The 18059-nt window shown below is 39.4% G+C and carries 16 protein-coding genes; 5 read left to right on the top strand and 11 right to left on the bottom strand.

The window, feature by feature from the left end:
- Nucleotides 1-120: 120 nt before the first annotated feature.
- Genes nqrF through M992_RS13910 form a run of 6 tightly spaced genes read right to left on the bottom strand, consistent with a single transcriptional unit; the run spans nucleotide 121 to nucleotide 5970 of the window.
- Nucleotides 121-1347, bottom strand: a complete 1227-nt coding sequence (nqrF, locus tag M992_RS13885) for an NADH:ubiquinone reductase (Na(+)-transporting) subunit F (protein ID WP_053909125.1) — start codon at nucleotides 1345-1347, stop codon at nucleotides 121-123.
- Between the two features lie 15 nt (nucleotides 1348-1362).
- Complete coding sequence (gene nqrE / locus M992_RS13890) at nucleotides 1363-1959, bottom strand: NADH:ubiquinone reductase (Na(+)-transporting) subunit E (RefSeq protein WP_047255364.1); 597 nt, start codon at nucleotides 1957-1959, stop codon at nucleotides 1363-1365.
- An 8-nt stretch (nucleotides 1960-1967) separates the two neighbouring features.
- Nucleotides 1968-2597 carry an NADH:ubiquinone reductase (Na(+)-transporting) subunit D gene (locus M992_RS13895; protein ID WP_053909126.1) on the bottom strand — a complete coding sequence of 210 codons (630 nt, stop codon included), beginning with the start codon at nucleotides 2595-2597 and terminating at the stop codon, nucleotides 1968-1970.
- Nucleotides 2590-3384 (bottom strand): Na(+)-translocating NADH-quinone reductase subunit C, encoded by a 795-nt coding sequence (locus M992_RS13900; protein ID WP_053909127.1) that lies wholly within the window; start codon nucleotides 3382-3384, stop codon nucleotides 2590-2592. The genes M992_RS13895 and M992_RS13900 overlap by 8 nt, the downstream gene beginning before the upstream one ends.
- Nucleotides 3377-4615, bottom strand: a complete 1239-nt coding sequence (locus tag M992_RS13905; protein WP_053909128.1) for an NADH:ubiquinone reductase (Na(+)-transporting) subunit B — start codon at nucleotides 4613-4615, stop codon at nucleotides 3377-3379. Before M992_RS13905 ends, M992_RS13900 begins: the two co-directional genes overlap by 8 nt.
- A 5-nt stretch (nucleotides 4616-4620) precedes the next feature.
- Nucleotides 4621-5970 (bottom strand): Na(+)-translocating NADH-quinone reductase subunit A, encoded by a 1350-nt coding sequence (locus M992_RS13910; protein WP_053909129.1) that lies wholly within the window; start codon nucleotides 5968-5970, stop codon nucleotides 4621-4623.
- A 417-nt stretch (nucleotides 5971-6387) separates the two neighbouring features.
- Between M992_RS13910 and M992_RS13915 the strand changes: the two genes are divergently transcribed.
- Complete coding sequence (locus M992_RS13915) at nucleotides 6388-7170, top strand: L,D-transpeptidase family protein (RefSeq protein WP_053909130.1); 783 nt, start codon at nucleotides 6388-6390, stop codon at nucleotides 7168-7170.
- Here the strand turns inward: M992_RS13915 and M992_RS13920 are convergent.
- Both M992_RS13920 and lpcA read right to left on the bottom strand, forming a co-directional pair.
- Nucleotides 7141-7908, bottom strand: coding sequence for a class II glutamine amidotransferase (locus M992_RS13920; RefSeq protein ID WP_053909131.1), 768 nt, complete (start codon nucleotides 7906-7908; stop codon nucleotides 7141-7143). The genes M992_RS13915 and M992_RS13920 overlap by 30 nt on opposite strands.
- Before the next feature lie 25 nt (nucleotides 7909-7933).
- Nucleotides 7934-8512 carry a D-sedoheptulose 7-phosphate isomerase gene (gene lpcA / locus M992_RS13925; protein ID WP_053909132.1) on the bottom strand — a complete coding sequence of 193 codons (579 nt, stop codon included), beginning with the start codon at nucleotides 8510-8512 and terminating at the stop codon, nucleotides 7934-7936.
- A 375-nt stretch (nucleotides 8513-8887) separates the two neighbouring features.
- Here lpcA and fadE point away from each other — a divergent pair, with 375 nt between their 5' ends.
- A complete protein-coding gene (gene fadE, locus M992_RS13930; protein WP_053909133.1) occupies nucleotides 8888-11365 on the top strand; it encodes an acyl-CoA dehydrogenase FadE in 2478 nt (825 codons plus the stop codon).
- Between the two features lie 116 nt (nucleotides 11366-11481).
- Here fadE and lysA read toward each other — a convergent pair whose 3' ends face one another.
- Nucleotides 11482-12744, bottom strand: a complete 1263-nt coding sequence (gene lysA, locus M992_RS13935) for a diaminopimelate decarboxylase (protein ID WP_053909134.1) — start codon at nucleotides 12742-12744, stop codon at nucleotides 11482-11484.
- A gap of 171 nt (nucleotides 12745-12915) precedes the next feature.
- Between lysA and M992_RS13940 the strand changes: the two genes are divergently transcribed.
- The gene (locus M992_RS13940; RefSeq protein WP_053909135.1) at nucleotides 12916-13848 is read left to right on the top strand and encodes a LysR family transcriptional regulator; all 933 of its coding nucleotides are present in this window, start codon (nucleotides 12916-12918) and stop codon (nucleotides 13846-13848) included.
- On the opposite strand, the gene M992_RS13945 is transcribed toward M992_RS13940, so the two are convergent.
- Nucleotides 13825-14745, bottom strand: a complete 921-nt coding sequence (locus tag M992_RS13945; protein ID WP_053909136.1) for a LysR family transcriptional regulator — start codon at nucleotides 14743-14745, stop codon at nucleotides 13825-13827. The two genes, M992_RS13940 and M992_RS13945, sit on opposite strands and share 24 nt — an antisense overlap.
- Nucleotides 14746-14908: 163 nt before the next feature.
- Between M992_RS13945 and M992_RS13950 the strand changes: the two genes are divergently transcribed.
- Entirely contained in the window at nucleotides 14909-15784 is an 876-nt protein-coding gene (locus M992_RS13950; RefSeq protein ID WP_053909137.1) for an MBL fold metallo-hydrolase, read from the top strand.
- Between the two features lie 261 nt (nucleotides 15785-16045).
- Nucleotides 16046-16717, top strand: a complete 672-nt coding sequence (locus tag M992_RS13960; protein ID WP_248842533.1) for a DsbA family protein — start codon at nucleotides 16046-16048, stop codon at nucleotides 16715-16717.
- On the opposite strand, the gene M992_RS13965 is transcribed toward M992_RS13960, so the two are convergent.
- Nucleotides 16708-17532 (bottom strand): prepilin peptidase, encoded by an 825-nt coding sequence (locus M992_RS13965; RefSeq protein WP_053909140.1) that lies wholly within the window; start codon nucleotides 17530-17532, stop codon nucleotides 16708-16710. The genes M992_RS13960 and M992_RS13965 overlap by 10 nt on opposite strands.
- Between the last annotated feature and the right edge of the window lie 527 nt (nucleotides 17533-18059).

Genomic DNA, 18059 nt, shown 5'->3' on the forward strand with positions numbered 1-18059 from the left:
CCACCATAAAGTGGGCGCTAAATGTACCGGATGAGGAAATAATCCCCGACTACTGTCAGGCTAAAAAAATATAAATGCAATGATTATAGCCTGTTACATTATTAAAAATGAAAGCAATAATTAGCCGCCAAAGTCATCCAGTAAAATGTTTTCATCTTCAACGCCCAGATCCTTCAACATCTTAATTACCGCAGCATTCATCACTGGCGGTCCACACATATAGAATTCACAATCTTCTGGCGCTGGGTGATCTCGTAAATAGTTTTCATACAAAACATTATGAATAAACCCAGTATAACCATCCCAATTATCTTCAGGTAGAGCGTCAGATAGTGCGACATTCCAAGTAAAGTTTTCATTTTCAGCAGCCAGCTGATCGAAATCCTCCACATAAAACATTTCGCGTTTAGAACGTGCACCATACCAGAAACTAATCTTACGTTTAGAATTTAAGCGTTTTAGCTGGTCAAAAATATGTGAACGCATCGGCGCCATACCTGCACCGCCCCCGATAAAGATCATTTCTGCATCGGTATCTTTGGCAAAGAAATCACCAAATGGCCCAGAAATCGTGACTTTATCGCCTGGTTTTAATGACCAAATGTAAGATGACATAATACCAGGAGGCGCCTCTGAATTACGTGGAGGTGGGGTTGCTATACGCACATTCAGCATAATCATACCGTATTCTTCTGGATAGTTAGCCATTGAATAAGCACGAACCGTCGGTTCTTTAACTTCAGAAACAAAGCGGAATAAATTATGTTTATCCCAATCTTCACGATATTCTTCAGGAACATCAAAGTCTTCATAACGCACGGTATGAGGTGGGCATTCAATCTGAATGTATCCACCAGCGCGGAAAGGTACAACTTCACCATCAGGAATTTTTAATTTCAGTTCTTTAATGAAAGTGGCTTTATTATCGTTAGAGATAACTTCACACTCCCATTTTTTTACCCCAAAAATTTCTTCTGGTAATTCAATTTTCAAGTCTTGTTTAACATTGACCTGGCACGATAATCGGCAGCCTTCTTTCGCTTCACGCTTGCTGATATGAGAAAGCTCGGTAGGTAAAATATCGCCGCCACCTTCTTTAATGGTGACACGACATTGTCCACAAGTCCCGCCACCACCACAGGCTGAAGATACAAAAACACCCTGATTAGCCAGCATATTTAACAGTTTATCACCCGCTGGGGCTTCAAAACTCTTATCAGGATCGCCGTTAATTTCTACTTTAATTTCCCCTGTATTAACCAGTTTAGATTTTGCGAACAGGATTAATCCTGTCAAAACTAAAACGATTAGGGTAAACATTACTACGCCAAGAATAATAATATCCATCAGTTCTTCTCGCCTTTATAGCTGCACACCGGAGAAAGACATAAAGCCTAATGCCATCAAACCGGTGGTGACAAAGGTGATGCCCAAGCCTTTCAGACCTGCCGGAACATCGGCATATTTCATTTTTTCACGGATTGACGCCAACAGAACAATTGCTAGCATCCAGCCGATACCTGAAGCAAAGCCGTAAACAACCGACTCACTAAAGTTATAATCGCGCTGAGCCATGAAAGAAACCCCACCAAAAATTGCACAGTTAACGGTAATCAACGGTAAGAAGATACCCAGTGCATTATATAATGATGGAAAATAACGGTCTAAAATCATCTCAAGGATCTGAACCAGAGCTGCAATCACACCGATAAAGGTAATAAAGTTAAGAAAACTTAAATCTACCCCTTCAATCAATGCACCATCGCGTAGGATCAGGTTATAAACCAAGTTGTTAGCAGGAACTGAAATTCCTAAAACAACCGTAACCGCAATACCCAAACCAAATGCAGTTTTAACATTTTTGGATACTGCCAAGAATGTACACATCCCCAAGAAAAAGGCTAACGCCATATTTTCAATAAAGACAGCACGAACAAATAGGCTAATATAATGTTCCATAGTATCGGTTAGTCCTTCTCAATCTGCGCTGGTTTTAACGTCCGTAGACCCCAAATCAGCAAGCCGATAATAAAGAATGCACTCGGCGCCAGTAGGAACAGACCATTAGGCATATACCAGCCGCCATTTTGCAGTGATTCAAATACAGTGACACCGAATAATTTACCTGACCCAAATAACTCACGCAGGAATCCGACCAACACTAAAATAACACCGTAGCCAAGACCATTACCGATACCATCCATGAAGCTTTCAATCGGTGGTGCTTTCATAGCGTAAGCTTCGGCGCGTCCCATAACAATACAGTTGGTAATAATCAATCCAACAAATACTGATAATTGTTTAGAAATTTCATAAGCATATGCACGAAGTATTTGGTCAACAACAATAACCAAAGATGCAATTATTGCCATCTGAACAATAATTCGAACACTGCCCGGTATAAAGTTACGGATTAAAGAGATAAAAAAGTTAGAGAATGCAGTAACTAAAGTTACGGCAATGGTCATAACCAGTGCAGTTTCGAGTTTAGTCGTTACTGCCAAGGCCGAACATACCCCTAAAATCTGTAATGCAATTGGGTTGTTATCAAATAACGGACCGAGAAGAACCCGTTTAATTTCTTTAGAATCAGCCATTTTTCAACGCTCCTTCGCGAACTTTTTTCAGGAACGGACCAAAGCCGTTATCGCCCAGCCAGAAATCAAACATAGATTGAATTCCGTTTGATGTCAGAGTTGCGCCTGATAAACCATCAATGCCATACGGGCTGTCAGTGGTTCCACTACGAACAACTTTTATTGCCGCAACACCTTGCTCATTGAATAGTTTTTTACCGTTCCATTGAGCACGCCATTGTGGGTTATCGACTTCCCCCCCCAGTCCTGGAGTTTCACCGTGTGAGTAGTAAGTAATACCGCGAACAGTAACACCATCAGCATCAACAGCCACGAATGCGTACATTATTGACCACAGACCTGAACCATATACCGGTAAAATGATTTTCGAGACTTCGCCCGCATCGTCTTTTACCAAGTAAATTTCTGCTGAATTAGCACGACGACGGATTTTTGCCAGATCTTCGGCCGGTGATAATGCAATACTGGTCTCATCGCTACGCAGTTCATCATTCAGATCATATTTAGCTTTACCATCTGATAATTCACCGGTTTTAAAATTCAATAGCTTAGGTGTAATGCGAGAATCATACAGCGCATTAATTTCGCTTGCGGTCATTTTAGGCTGTAGAAGCCCAGCAACATCCAGAATATTACGCTGTTTATCTAGCATAATTTGTTCTTGTTGCTGAGGTTTCAGCCCAACGGCAGAACCTGCAACAACGATAGAACAGACTAAACACAAAATAAACACGACAAGGAATGTTCTTCCAATACTGTCTTTATTTTTTGGTTTTTCATTAGCCACGGGCTTTTCTCCGCTTAATATTTGCTTGAACGACCAGATAATCAAACAGCGGTGCAAATAAGTTAGCAAACAAGATAGCCAGCATCATACCTTCTGGATATGCTGGGTTTGCGACCCTGATTAGCACACACATTACCCCAATTAAAATACCGTATGCCCATTTACCTTTATCGGTAAATGAAGCCGATACTGGATCGGTGGCCATAAAAATCATACCAAAGGCGAATCCACCCAACACCATATGCCAATACCAAGGCATGGCAAATAAGGCATTAGTTTCTGAGCCGATAGCATTAAATAAATAAGAGACCGCTATCATCCCTATCATTACGCCCGCAACAATTCGCCATGAGGCGATACGGAAAAATAGGATTAATGCGCCACCGATAAAAATCATCAGCGTAGAAACTTCACCGATAGACCCTGGAATGTTGCCTAAAAAAGCCTGCATCCACGTAATTGGTTCATTAGTTACGGTATTTACTAACGCATGATTACCACCGGCTGCCCATTGAGATAATGGCGTCGCCCCCGAGAAACCATCCGCAGCCGTCCACACTAAGTCACCCGAGATTTGTGCTGGGTAAGCAAAGAATAAAAAAGCACGACCGGCTAATGCAGGGTTTAAGAAGTTACGGCCTGTTCCACCAAAAATTTCTTTCGCAATAACCACACCAAAGGTGATCCCTAATGCGGCTTGCCATAACGGCATGGTTGGCGGAACAATCAAGGCGAATAGTATTGAGGAGATGAAAAAACCTTCGTTAATTTCATGCCCGCGGATCATACCGAACAGTACTTCCCAGAATCCACCGACTAAGAAGACCACAAGATAGATAGGCATAAAATATACTGCGCCTAACAACATCTTGCTTCCCCATCCGGCATCAGATGTCAGCGATGCACCTAAGAATTGAGCCACACGATAATGCCAATCAGATGCCAAAACTTGCTGCAGCTCAGCGCCACTGTACAAATGATTCAATCCTGGAATAGCTTGGTTACCGACGTTATACATTCCCCAAAACATCGCTGGGAATACGGCGAGCCAAACGAGGATCATCATGCGTTTAAGATCAATCGTATCGCGAACATGCGAACGTCCACGAGTTACTGTACCTGGTGTATAGAAAATGGTCGCTACGGCTTCATACAGCACGTAGTATTTTTCTAGTTTTCCACCGGGTTCAAAATGGTGCTCATATTTTTCAAGTAAATTTTTCAGACCCATTGGAATTACCCTTCTAACTCAATCTTGGTTAGTACATCACGCAGTACTGGGCCATATTCATACTTGGCCGGACAAACATACGTACACAGTCCCAGATCTTCTTCATCAAGTTCGAGACAACCTAATGCTTGAGAACCTTCAGTATCACCCACTAGAAGATCACGCAATAAATGAGTAATCATGATGTCGAGAGGCATCACTCGCTCATAGTTACCAATTGGCACCATTGAACGCTCACCACCATTCATTGTCGTCGTGAAGTTAAAACGTTTGTTCTTCAGGAAATGACCGATAGTTGTACGTGTAATCGTGAATTTATTGATACCCGGCATAATCCAGCCAAATAACTCTTTCTCACGGCCTTCGCGTAATACCGCAACTGAATTATGGAAACGTCCTAAATAATGATGAGCTTCATCACATTTGACACCCCATAAAATTGAGCCTGAAATAATACGATTTTCACCATCTTTTAACTGACCAGCAGTTATCTCTAAGAGATCAGCCCCAAGCCGTGTACGGATCAAGCGTGGTTTTTCAACTTGAGGGCCCGCTAAAGAAATGACACGTTCAGTATATAAATGTCCGGTAGTAAATAATTTACCAATAGCGATAACATCTTGATAATTCAGATGCCATACCACCTTATTCATACTTACCGGTTCAAGGAAATGAATATGCGTTCCTACTAAGCCCGCAGGATGAGGACCCGCAAACTCGGTATAAACCAGCTGATCGCTAGTTGTCAGCTTCGGCAACTGGCCTGCACCATGACAAATGTGCAATTTACCATCAGTTAATTTAGACAGAACCTGAAGGCCATCATTAAATGCCTGCTGCTGTTGATTAATCACGACTAATGGATTTGCCGCCAGCGGATTAGTATCCATCGCAGTAACAAAAATAGCTAAAGGCGATGAGCCTGGCTTTGGAGAATGGCTAAATGGACGCGTTCTTAATGCGGTCCATAGTCCCGATTGCAGCAAATTTTCTTCAACTTGTTCACGGGTAAGATTGACAAGTTGCGCGCTATCATAAGATGCAAACGTAACCTGATCATCCTCATTATCATTCACTTTAATCACGACAGATTGCAGTACACGACGCTCACCACGATTAATATGTGTAATCGTGCCGCTTGCTGGGCTGGTAAATATGACCCCTGGGTTCTTTTTATCTTCAAAAAGAGCCTGTCCTTTTTTTACTTGCTCGTTTTCTTTTACCAGCATAGAAGGACGCATTCCCACATATTCTTCACCTAGCAGCGCTACATGTTGAATCTGTGGTCCATCGTCTATTACTTGGGCTGGCTCACCTGCAATAGGGAGGTTGAGACCTTTTTTAATTTTAATCATAAGATATGCACAAGTTTATCAGTTAAACCCTAAGCTAGTAGTTTCATTAGAAACCATAGCAACTCAGTAATAAAAAACACCCAAGTTATAAAAATAACTTGAGCTTATAATTCTCCGATAAATGTCACGATAATTTCTTACTTTGCCAAGTGTAATTTTATCAGTTCCCTTCCTATCTGTCCGTCTATTGAAGTGACTTAGCTCAAGCAAATCACAATCTTTTTCATATTATTTTGCCTTGCACTCGGTTTTTACGATCTATCAATTCACAATTATCGATAACAGAGTGTTTTTTAAGCAAAGTGCAATATGTAAAAAATTATTACATTTCTATATTAATTTTATTTATCTGTCACTATGATAAAAAAATAACTTTGTTGACTTACTATTTCTGTTGTTTTTATATACGGATAATCTATGAAAAGAGTGCAATCTTTTAGTCTGATTTATTTTCTTATTCTCTATTCTCTACAACTTGTTTACGCAGAAAATAATTTTTCCTCACTAAAACTAAATGCTCAAAATACGCAAAATAATCCAGTATTTATTCAAATATTTAAGGAAGAAAATCAATTAGAATTATACCAGAAAAGGCAGAATGGGCAGTTTTCATTACTAAAAAGTTATCAAATATGTAACTACTCTGGGGGGCTAGGGCCTAAAAAACAGCCTGGAGATTTAAAAAGTCCGGAAGGATTTTATCAAATTACGACGAATCAACTTAACCCAAATAGTCGGTATTACCGAGCTATTAATCTAGGTTTCCCCAATGCCTTTGATAAAGCACAAGGCTATGATGGTCAATATTTGATGATCCATGGTGATTGCGTTTCTGTTGGTTGTTACGCCATGACGGACAAAGCCATGGGAGAGATTTATCGTTATGCAGCCACAGCATTAAAACATGGACAATCACATATCGATATTAATATTTATCCGTTTAGAATGACGGCGGAAAATATGCATCGCCATCGAAACTCGCCCCATTATGCGTTCTGGCAGCAATTAAAACCGGCATATGATTATTTTGTATTAACCAAACAGCCGGCTGTAATATCTTTTCAAGCGGGTCAATATACCGTCGAAAAAAAGAGTATTAATGACACTAACATAGCTGAAAACACCCAGCTTCAAGCACAAACTAGCGCGACTAAATTATTACGTTTAGGCTCACAAAATACGTTCACCGAGGTAAAATAAAATAAATTCACCCGGTTCAATTCGCTGCCAATTCTCGTTGCCCGTCAATGGCTGTGTGGCGATAACCGACACCACATCGCTAGGTTGAGTGCATTGCTGAAAATCAATTTCTATATCCTGATCTAACAGCTTAGCCTTGCCAAAAGGTGAACGCCGAGTCAGCCAGTGTAAATTAGTCGAGCAATAAGCCATCACATAACGTCCATCGGACAGCAGCATATTGAACACACCTTTTTCCCTTAGCTGGCTAGCAAGCTGAGCAATATAATTAAACACAGCTGGCCAATGGCTCGGTGTGCGAGGATATTTAGTAACCAGTTGATTTAAAATCCAGCAAAAAGCTTTTTCACTGTCAGTCTGCCCAATCGGTCTAAAGTTCCCGGTGGATAAAGTGTTATAACCTTTCAATTGCCCATTATGCGCATAAGTCCAGTTACGTCCCCATAATTCACGAGTAAACGGATGGGTATTCTCTAACGATACGTTACCTCGATTTGCCTGCCGAATATGCGCGATCACCGCTTCTGATTTTATCGGATATTCTTGGACAAACCGAGCGACTGGCGACATATAACTCGGTTGTGGATCTTTAAATGTGCGACAGCCAAGTCCTTCATAGAAAGTGATCCCCCAGCCATCTTTATGTGGGCCCGTTTGCCCACCACGTGGGATCAATCCACTTAAACTGAAACTAATATCGGTCGGTACATTGGCACTCATGCCGAGCAATTCACACATTTAACGCCTCCGAAAACTTAACGGGTTACTTCACCATCTCTTTTTCAATTAATTGGATCAAGATATGAATAACTTTTATATGGATTTCTTGAATTCGATCAGCATAACCAAAATGAGGAACACGAATTTCAATATCTGCACTACCGGCCATTTTTCCGCCATCTTTACCCGTCAGCGTAATTACTTTCATTCCTTTTTCACGGGCAGCTTCGATAGCTTTAATTATATTTCCTGAATTTCCTGAGGTCGAAATACCCAGTAAAACATCACCTTCTTTACCGACCGCTTCCAGAAAACGCGAGAAAACATATTCATAACCGAAATCATTACTAACGCATGATAAATGACTGACATCAGAAATAGCAATTGCCGGATAACCGGGACGATTTTCACGGTAGCGACCAGTTAATTCCTCAGCGAAATGCATCGCATCGCAATGAGATCCCCCATTACCACAAGATAAAACTTTTCCACCCGCTTTAAATGAATCCGCGAGTAAAATCGCAGCCTGTTGAATGGCATCAATATTTTTATCGTCACTTAGAAATTGAGTCAATGTCTCTGCGGCTTCATTCAATTCACCACGAATGAGATCTTGGTACATGGAAGTCCCCTTAATTAAAGATACGAATTATCAGAGTGATATATTATCAGATATAATCAAGCTGTTAATTAATCTTTACTGCTCAGATTGTTATGTTGATAAGTTTGTTAACTAACTCAATAAATTGCTACTATTTTTGGTTTTTTTATTCCATTCATCCTATTCGGTTTTTACTCTCATACTAATTTCTTTCATACCCCTCCACTCAAAATAAGAACTAAAAAATCAACTTATCTATTCATTTTGATTATTTATTTGATGATTTTGTGAACCACCTTGTAATTAAAATGTAAAAAGGTTGCTAATTAATGTCGAGTTGCTAAAAATTAAGCCAGACAACAGGTCAGACCTCTGACGAGAAACAGGAGTTTAATTATGATCCTACTCAGCATAATCTTTTTATTCGCTTTAATTGGCATATTTTTCTATCACAAAACATCTTTGCGACTCAGCATAAGCCTCATTCTGCTCTATACTGCCACTATGGGGCTGGTTAATATTTGGAGTTACTGGCTATTACTTCCTGCCATATTAGTGCTATTCCCATTGATATTCCCCTCAATTCGCCAGTCATTATTTTCAAAACGTATCTTAATCATGTTCAAAAAAGTTATGCCACCAATGTCACGAACTGAGAAAGAAGCGATTGACGCCGGAACAACTTGGTGGGAGGGAGATTTATTTCAAGGCGCGCCCGACTGGAAGAAGCTACACAGCTATCCGAAACCACAACTGACAGCAGAAGAACAAGCTTTCCTTGACGGTCCCGTCGAAGTTGTTTGTGGTATGGTCAATGATTTTCAAGTCAGTCATGAGCTAGCCGATCTGCCTCCCGAAGTTTGGCAATATTTGAAACAGCACCGCTTTTTTGCACTGATCATCAAAAAAGAGTACGGCGGTTTGGATTTTTCAGCCTATGCACAAGCCCGTATTTTACAAAAACTCGCGGGTGTCTCGGGTATTTTAGCAATTACAGTTGGTGTGCCTAACTCTTTGGGTCCCGGTGAATTATTACAGCACTATGGTACAGATGAACAAAAGCGCCAATATTTACCTGGCTTAGCCCGCGGAGAAGAAGTGCCATGTTTTGCCCTCACTAGCCCAGAAGCTGGCTCTGATGCTGGGGCAATTCCTGATACCGGTATAGTTTGTATGGGAGAATGGCAAGGTAAGCAAGTATTAGGCATGCGCTTAACCTGGAATAAACGCTACATTACTCTCGCCCCCATCGCTACCGTCCTCGGACTAGCATTTAAATTATCAGACCCTGAGCATTTACTGAGCGAACAAACAGAATTAGGCATTACCTGTGCATTAATCCCTACAAATACCGATGGCGTTGAAATTGGTAAACGTCACTTCCCTCTTAATATTTCCTTTATGAACGGTCCTACTCGAGGGAAAGATATCTTTGTTCCTATTGATTACATTATAGGGGGCCCAGCAATGGCGGGACAAGGCTGGCGGATGCTGGTTGAATGTCTCTCTGTTGGTCGAGGGATTACTTTACCGTCCAATGCAACTGGGGGATTAAAAAGTGTCGCTATGGCGACTGGGGCTTATGCCTATATTCGTCGTCAATTTAAGCTGCCTATTGGTAAAATGGAAGGTATCGAAGAACCTTTAGCGCGTCTTGCTGGTAATGCATATTTGATGGATGCCGCAGCAACCTTAATCACCACCGGCATTATGCTGGGAGAAAAACCGGCGGTATTATCTGCCATTGTAAAATATCATTGCACTCATAGAGGGCAACGCTCAGTGATTGATGCGATGGATATTGTTGGCGGTAAAGGTATCTGCTTAGGTTCATCAAATTTTGTCGCTCGCTTTTATCAAGGCTCCCCGATTGCGGTCACTGTGGAAGGTGCCAATATTCTTACTCGCAGTATGATAATCTTTGGACAAGGTGCAATCCGTTGCCATCCTTATGTTTTAGAAGAAATGAATGCAGTAAAAAATAATAATCTAACGGCTTTTGATAACGCCTTATTCGGTCATATTGGCCACGTACTCAGTAACCAAGTACGCAGTTTCTGGTTGGGATTAACTAATGGGCGAACCAGTCGCAGTCCAATGAAAGATGAAACACGCCGTTATTATCAAATTTTAAATCGACAAAGTGCTAACCTCGCACTGTTATCCGATGTATCAATGGCTATCTTAGGCGGTAGTTTAAAACGCCGTGAACGTATATCTGCTCGTTTAGGCGATATCTTAAGCCACTTATATTTAGCCTCTGCTACACTCAAACGCTATGACGAAGAAGGCCGTCAAAAAGCAGATTTACCGTTGGTTAAATGGGCTGTCGAAGATTGTTTATATCAGTCAGAAAAAGCGATGGATGATTTATTAAGAAACTTCCCTAATCGCTGGGTAGCAAGCGTGCTTAACCTGACGTTATTCCCATTAGGCCGCCGGATGAAAACGCCATCTGATCGTCTTGATCATCAATTAGCTCGCATTATGATGGAGCCTTCTGAAACACGTGACAGAATTGGACGGGGACAATATTTAACCCCTACAGAGCATAATCCACACGGATTAGTCGAACAAGCACTGCACGATATTATTGCCGCTGAGCCGATTTTTGAGCGTATTTGCCGGTTAGCAGAACGTAAATTTAGTTTTACCCAATTAGATAAACTGGCTGAAAAAGCTTTAACCGATAAAATTATTACCCTAGAAGAAGCAGAGATTCTACGCATCGCTGAAAATAGTCGCTTACGGACTATCAATGTTGATGAATTCGAATTCAATGATTTAGCTGTAGCACCAAGTAAACAGCCTGCCCAAGACAGTAAAAACAGTGAGAATGGCAATAGTCCCCTAAAGAAAAAACATGCCGCTTAATTTCACACCGATATAACTGATAATGCCTCTAGATAAATTAAATATTGACCCAGTAACAATAATGGCCTAGCTCATTCTTTCAGGGCTAGGCCATTTAAACTATCAAATAGCACAAACTAAATTAATTCTAATGCCAATAATTGTTCTATTGTTTGTCGACGACGAATTAATTGAGGCTGCCCATTAATAAACATGACTTCTGGCAATAATGGCCGGCTATTATAATTTGATGACATTGATGCACCATAAGCGCCTGTATCATGAAATACCAAATAATCGCCAACATTAACTGGAGGTAGTGGCCGAGTTTCTACGGTTCCCCCTTCTTGCTGAGTAAATACATCACCAGATTCGCACAATGGCCCAGCAACAATAGTATCAATCAAATGCGTATTATCGAGCTTGCGATCATCCGCAGGTAATACTGAAATATGATGATAGCTGCCATACATAGCCGGGCGCATTAAATCATTGAATCCGCTATCAACTAACACATAATTGCGACTTCCCATAGATTTTATCGCCCGAACCTCGGCAATTAATACACCAGATTCCGCCACTAAATAGCGACCAGGTTCAATTTCTAATTCAATCGAATGTTCCAAATGTGCTTCAATACGTTGACGTGCACTGTCCCATAAATGGTAATAATGGTTAATATCGATAGTTTCATCATCTTGACGATATGGCGTTGATAATCCGCCCCCTGCTGAAATTGCCTGAATATCTACGTCTGCGGTTTTTACTAATTCAACCATCGCCTCACACACGCTAGATAAATGTGCATAATCAACCCCTGAGCCAATATGCATATGTAAGCCAATTAATGATAAACCGTAATGGCGAATTTTTTCCAGCGCCAAAGGTAAATCCGCATGCCAAATACCGTGTTTGCTATTTTCCCCCCCAGTATTAGTTTTTTGGCTATGCCCATGACCAAACCCTGGATTAATCCGTAACCACACCGGATGCCCAGCTTTTTGCTGACCAATTTGATCGAGCATATCAATAGATCCAGCATTGACCGGAATATCTAATTCAGTAACTCGCATTAATGTCGCTTGATCTAACACATCCGCTGTAAATACAATTTCAGCACTTTCACGTCCCGGTTGAAAACCTGCCACTAATGCACGTTCTATCTCCCCCAGTGACACTGAATCAACTTTTACCCCTTGCTCTCGCATTAAACTTAAAATATGAATGTTAGAACATGCTTTTTGTGCAAAGCGGATCGCATCAAATTGGGTTAATCGTTTAATTCGTTCAAGGATCACTTCGCTATCATAGACCCAAAGCGGGGTTCCATAGTGTTGTGGTAACGCGCGTAATGTGGTTGGTGTCAGGTAATGGCTGGTTGTGCTAGCAAATGTTGTCATAAATGATCCATTTTATTATTTGATTTTGTTATTAAGATAAATTTGTTATTAAGATAAATCAGCAGAAAAAACGATATTGAATATTAATCCATTATCAATGCAAAATAAGCGGAAAAAAAATATCCATTTTGCTAAAGTCTATTTATTTCTGATATAGGTTGGAATAAAACCATGCAACAACTTTCTTGGCGCCATATCGAGATATTTAAAGCCGTTATGACCGCGCCAAACTTGACTGAAGCTGCGCAGTTGCTGAACACATCTCAGCCGACGATCAGCCGCGAATTGGCTCGGTTGGAATATCTACTGCAATTTAAATTATTTGATAGGATAAAAGGACGCCTGCACCCGACAGTACAGGGATTACGCTTGTTTGAAGAGGTAGAACGCTCTTATTATGGATTAGCGCGTATCAAAAATGCGGCTGAATCTATCCGACAATTTGAACATTCTGAATTATCAATAACCTGCTTACCTGCATTTGCACAATCTTTGTTGCCCCAAGTTTGCCACCATTTCATGGCCACTTATCCTGAATTAAATCTAACGATTATTCCGCAAGAATCACCACTACTTGAAGAATGGCTTTCTGCCCAACGCTACGATCTTGGGCTTACTGAGCATTTACAAACGCCGCCGGGTACCGAACGTATTAGTTTAATCAGCTTAAATGAAGTTTGTGTGCTACCCGCCGAGCACCCTCTCTGTAATAAGCCTCAGCTAACACCGGAGGATTTTTCAGGGCAACGCTTTATTCATTTATCACAAACCGATAGCTACCGACAAATAATCGATCGTATTTTTAGCCAGCATGGAGTCATGCGTAAAAGTGTTATGGAAACACATTCTGCCGCTTCAATATGTGCGATGGTACAACAAGGCATTGGACTATCTATCGTAAATCCGTTTACTGCCTTAGATTTCTATCAACAAGATCACCGAAAACTGGTGATCCGCCCATTTAGCTACGAGATCCCCTTTACTGTCAGCCTGATCACACCATTACATCGCCCATCTTATGAAATAATCTCAGCATTTCATGACTGCCTAAATAAAACCCTGCAACAGCTTGGTACCCAACTAAAGCAAGCGCTTACTCATTAATTGCTGCCAATATTTAGAATGGGCAAACCAATCGGCTAAATAATCTAATAGTACCCTCAAGGTGGCCGGCATATTTTGGCGGCTGGTATAAATTGCATAAATACCTAAAGGTTGAGGCTGGTAATCTGTCAATAAAGGGATCAGTTCGCCTGAATTTAAATACTCGGCAACTGAATAATAGGGTTGCATAGCAATACCAGCACCATAGCGGGCTGCATCAGCTAAAAATGTCGATTCATTAGCACTTAAACGTCCTTGCACAGGAACTGAGAACGATTCTCCCTGCTTTTTAAACAGCCAAATGCTACGTCCAAAGAAATTGTAAGTTAGGCAATCCATCATGGCTAAGTGTGCAGGTTCCGTCGGCAAGATTCTATGTTCAAAATAGCTTGGTGAAGCACAAATAACCGAGTGACAGGTTGATAACGGCCTAGCAATTAAATTAGGTTCCAAATCATTAGTAATACGGATCGCTAGATCAATTCGATCTTCAACCAAATTAGTTACTTTGTTACTGATTTGTAAATCTATCATCATTTGGGGATAAAGCAGTAAAAAGTCGCTAATTGCCCGAGATAATGCACTGTTCGCTATCGATTGGGAACAACTAATACGAATTAATCCACTGAGGGCTGTCGCACCTTTATCTTGCTGAACCGGTAAAGATTGGGCCAATAAATTTAATTTTAGTGCCTGCTGATAAACCTGCTCACCGGCCGAAGTCAAACTAAGCCGACGAGTGGTGCGGTTGATTAATCGCACTCCTGCCCACGCTTCCATTTCCGCCAAATAACGTGTCACCATCGCTCGAGACATCTCGAGTTTATCCGCGGCAGCGACCATGCTTCCCTGTTCAATAATGGTAATAAATACCTGATTTGCGGTGATCCGATCCATTTAATATGTCCGATTTATGCAACAAACAATTGTCAATTATGCCGTTTTTCTTTCTTTAATTGCAATTTAATATACATCTCATCAATACAGGCTAATAGCCTTCACCCTATAAAGTTATCTCTGATCCCAAGAGATAAATAAATACCTCAATCAGGATAATCTAATGAAATTAACTAAATTATTTGTCGCTGCTAGCCTGCTAATGACTGCCAGTCAATTTTCCTCGGCGGCAGCATTAAAACTAGAGATCTATAATCCCGGGAATAATAGTATTTTTCCCGTATCTTCTGAAATTATTAGTGGTGAAAATGAAGTTGTTTTAATTGATGCTCAATTTCAAAATAATGATGCTGAAGCATTAGTAAATAAAATCAAACAACTGAATAAAAAACTGACTACTATTTATATCAGTCATTCTGACCCAGATTATTATTTTGGCTTAGAAACACTAACTAAAGCCTTCCCTGACGCCAAAGTGATTGCTAGCCCAGCCACAGTTAATGCTATTAAAGCCAGCAAAGATAGCAAACTGGCTTATTGGAGCGGCATTCTTAAAGAGCAAGCTCCAGCATCATTAATTGTCCCTGAAGCTCTTGAGGGTAATAGTTTTTCAATTGAAGGAAAGCCTATTATTATTCAAGGAATAAATGGCGAGGATCCTGCCCGTACATTTGTTTGGATCCCTGATTTAAAGGCTGTTGTTGGTGGTGTTATCGTTTCCGATAATATCCACGTTTGGATTGCAGATACTCAAACAAGCGCATCACGCCAATATTGGAAAAATACATTAGCTTCGATTAAACAACTGGACCCGCAAATTATTGTTCCGGGGCATTTTACTGGTAAATCTACGTTAGATATTGCTAGCGTTAACTTTACGTTACAGTACCTTAATGACTTTGAAAATACAGCAGCCAATAGTCGTAATGCCGCCGAAACTATCCAAAAAATGACCCATAAATATCCACAATTAGAAGATGTCTCTAGTTTGGAGCTCAGTGCTAAAGTAATTAAAGGTGAATTGACCTGGCCACAATAATTGATATCTAATTTATCAGTCTATTAATATGAATCTCTTTGATATGGCCACTATGATAGTTCTGTTACTGAATAGTTCTATTACTGAACAGTTCTGTTATTTAGTGGCCTGTTATTTAGTGGCTTATTTAGTGGCTTATTTATCGAATAATTTAATCGCTAACTTAAATAAATTAATCATTAAGCTCATTCCAGCACAAAATGATCTCCCAATTTTCATTTATAGATAATCAGAGGTAAATTAGAATTAATGGACAATAATATGCTCAAACTCATTTATATTTATGATCCACTGTGTGGTTGGTGTTATGGCGCTGAACCACTCCTTGAAATAGCGGCGCAGCATTCATCGATCCAACTTGAATTACATGCTGGTGGAATGTTAGCAAATGATCGCAAGCTGTTGATCAACGATTCATTTCGTCAACATATAATAAAATCAGATCAACGTATTGCTGCGATTACAGGGCAACCATTTACTGCTGCATATCGCCAGATGTTATCTGAAAATAATCTAACTTTTGACTCCGCTCCACCAATCACTGCAATTTTAGCCGCCGGAAAACAATCACAACAAGATTTTGCTATGCTAAAAGCTATTCAGCATGCTCACTATGTAATGGGACGGCGTATTAGTGAAAATGAAGTTTTGTTTTCTATCGCGACAGAAATAGGTCTCGATAAAACACAATTTATCACTAATTTTAATCATTTTTACGGTAAGCCCACTCAGCGGCATGTTGATCTCAGTCGTGATTTATTAAATCGATCTGGCTCTTCAGGTTTTCCTACCTTATTAATAGGATCTTCATCAACTGATCATTTAATTCCATCCGATCAGAGTGGCGAATTACAACCTATTGCATTAGCTGATTTTCTCGGTGATCACTCTCGATGGAAGAAATACCTTGATCAACTTAGTGATCACCAATAAGTATCAATGAGTAACCAGTAACATCCACTAAGCACGATTGATGGTCCAAAGGGAATCGCTGCCGATCTTCTTTGAAATCTAAAATAGAGCCATAAATAATGAATAATTCCACATACTGCCGCCCCTAACAGTAAATAAGGCAGTTTTAACACCCCTAACCACGCGCCATAAGCGGCAATTAGCTTTAAATCTCCATGACCTAATTGTGGCTGCTGATAGTGCCAGTTCATCATCGAGGAAATAAATAGCATCAATAAATATCCTGCAAGAACCCCATAGATACCTAAAGCAATATTACCTTGTGGAATTAATAATTGAAAAATCAATCCTCCCCATAATAAAGAAAATGTTAATATATCTGGTAATAATAATAATTTAATATCAATTATAGCTAAAGTAATACTAAGCAAGAAAAAAAACGTCAAGAAAAATAAGGTAATACTATTTTTTTCATGCCATAAAACCCATCCGATAAAAATAAAAAAAACAGGAAATAAATATTTATAACTCATATTAATAGTTGGCATAGAAAACAGCCGTTGTGGAATATAATGCAATAATAACAACATAATTATAGGTAATATTATTACAGAGCCTAGTGCTATAATAACCTCTAATCGTTCAAAAGATAATGAAATATTTATGATATTATTTTTTTCTTCAACTGCTCTATCTATTGTCAAATTAGCAGCATCAATGGAGATATCAATACCACCAAATAAAACAATAATAAAATCATGAGCATAAAACAAAACCAAATAAGAATAGCAATAAATAAATTCTATAATTATATCTAATATAAAATTCCATTTCATTTAATTAAATCCTTTTTTATAACTTACAGTTAAGCTAGTTTAAAATTCACTTGATGTATATTGAAAATAATTAATCATCAACACAAAAATAAATTGATTGCAATCTGTTAAATAAAAAAACAATATACTAAATAATAAAAAACAAGAATTAACTTATATTTATTAAAAATAGGAGTGTTTTAATTAACTTTATATAGTTATATACTCGTCATTTATTAACAAAAGCATTTATTGAATAAAATATATATTCATTATAGTTGATAATGCACTAATATAATATTGAGAATTAAAATTTAAAATTTAAAATTTAAAATTAATATCTAAAATTAGCCCTAAAATGAACTTATAGAAATACAATAAATAATATAACCACAAAATTATACCGTAATACAAGTCAAAAAATAATTTCAGACTGACACAAAAATAACCATTGAGACCGATAACAAAACAAATTCTGTTGCTATAATTTATGGCTACTATAAATCACTGACTATTCATTATAGAATCATTAAACACTCGACAATCAC

The sequence above is a fragment of the Moellerella wisconsensis ATCC 35017 genome (assembly GCF_001294465.1).
Classification (GTDB): Bacteria; Pseudomonadota; Gammaproteobacteria; order Enterobacterales; family Enterobacteriaceae; genus Moellerella; species Moellerella wisconsensis.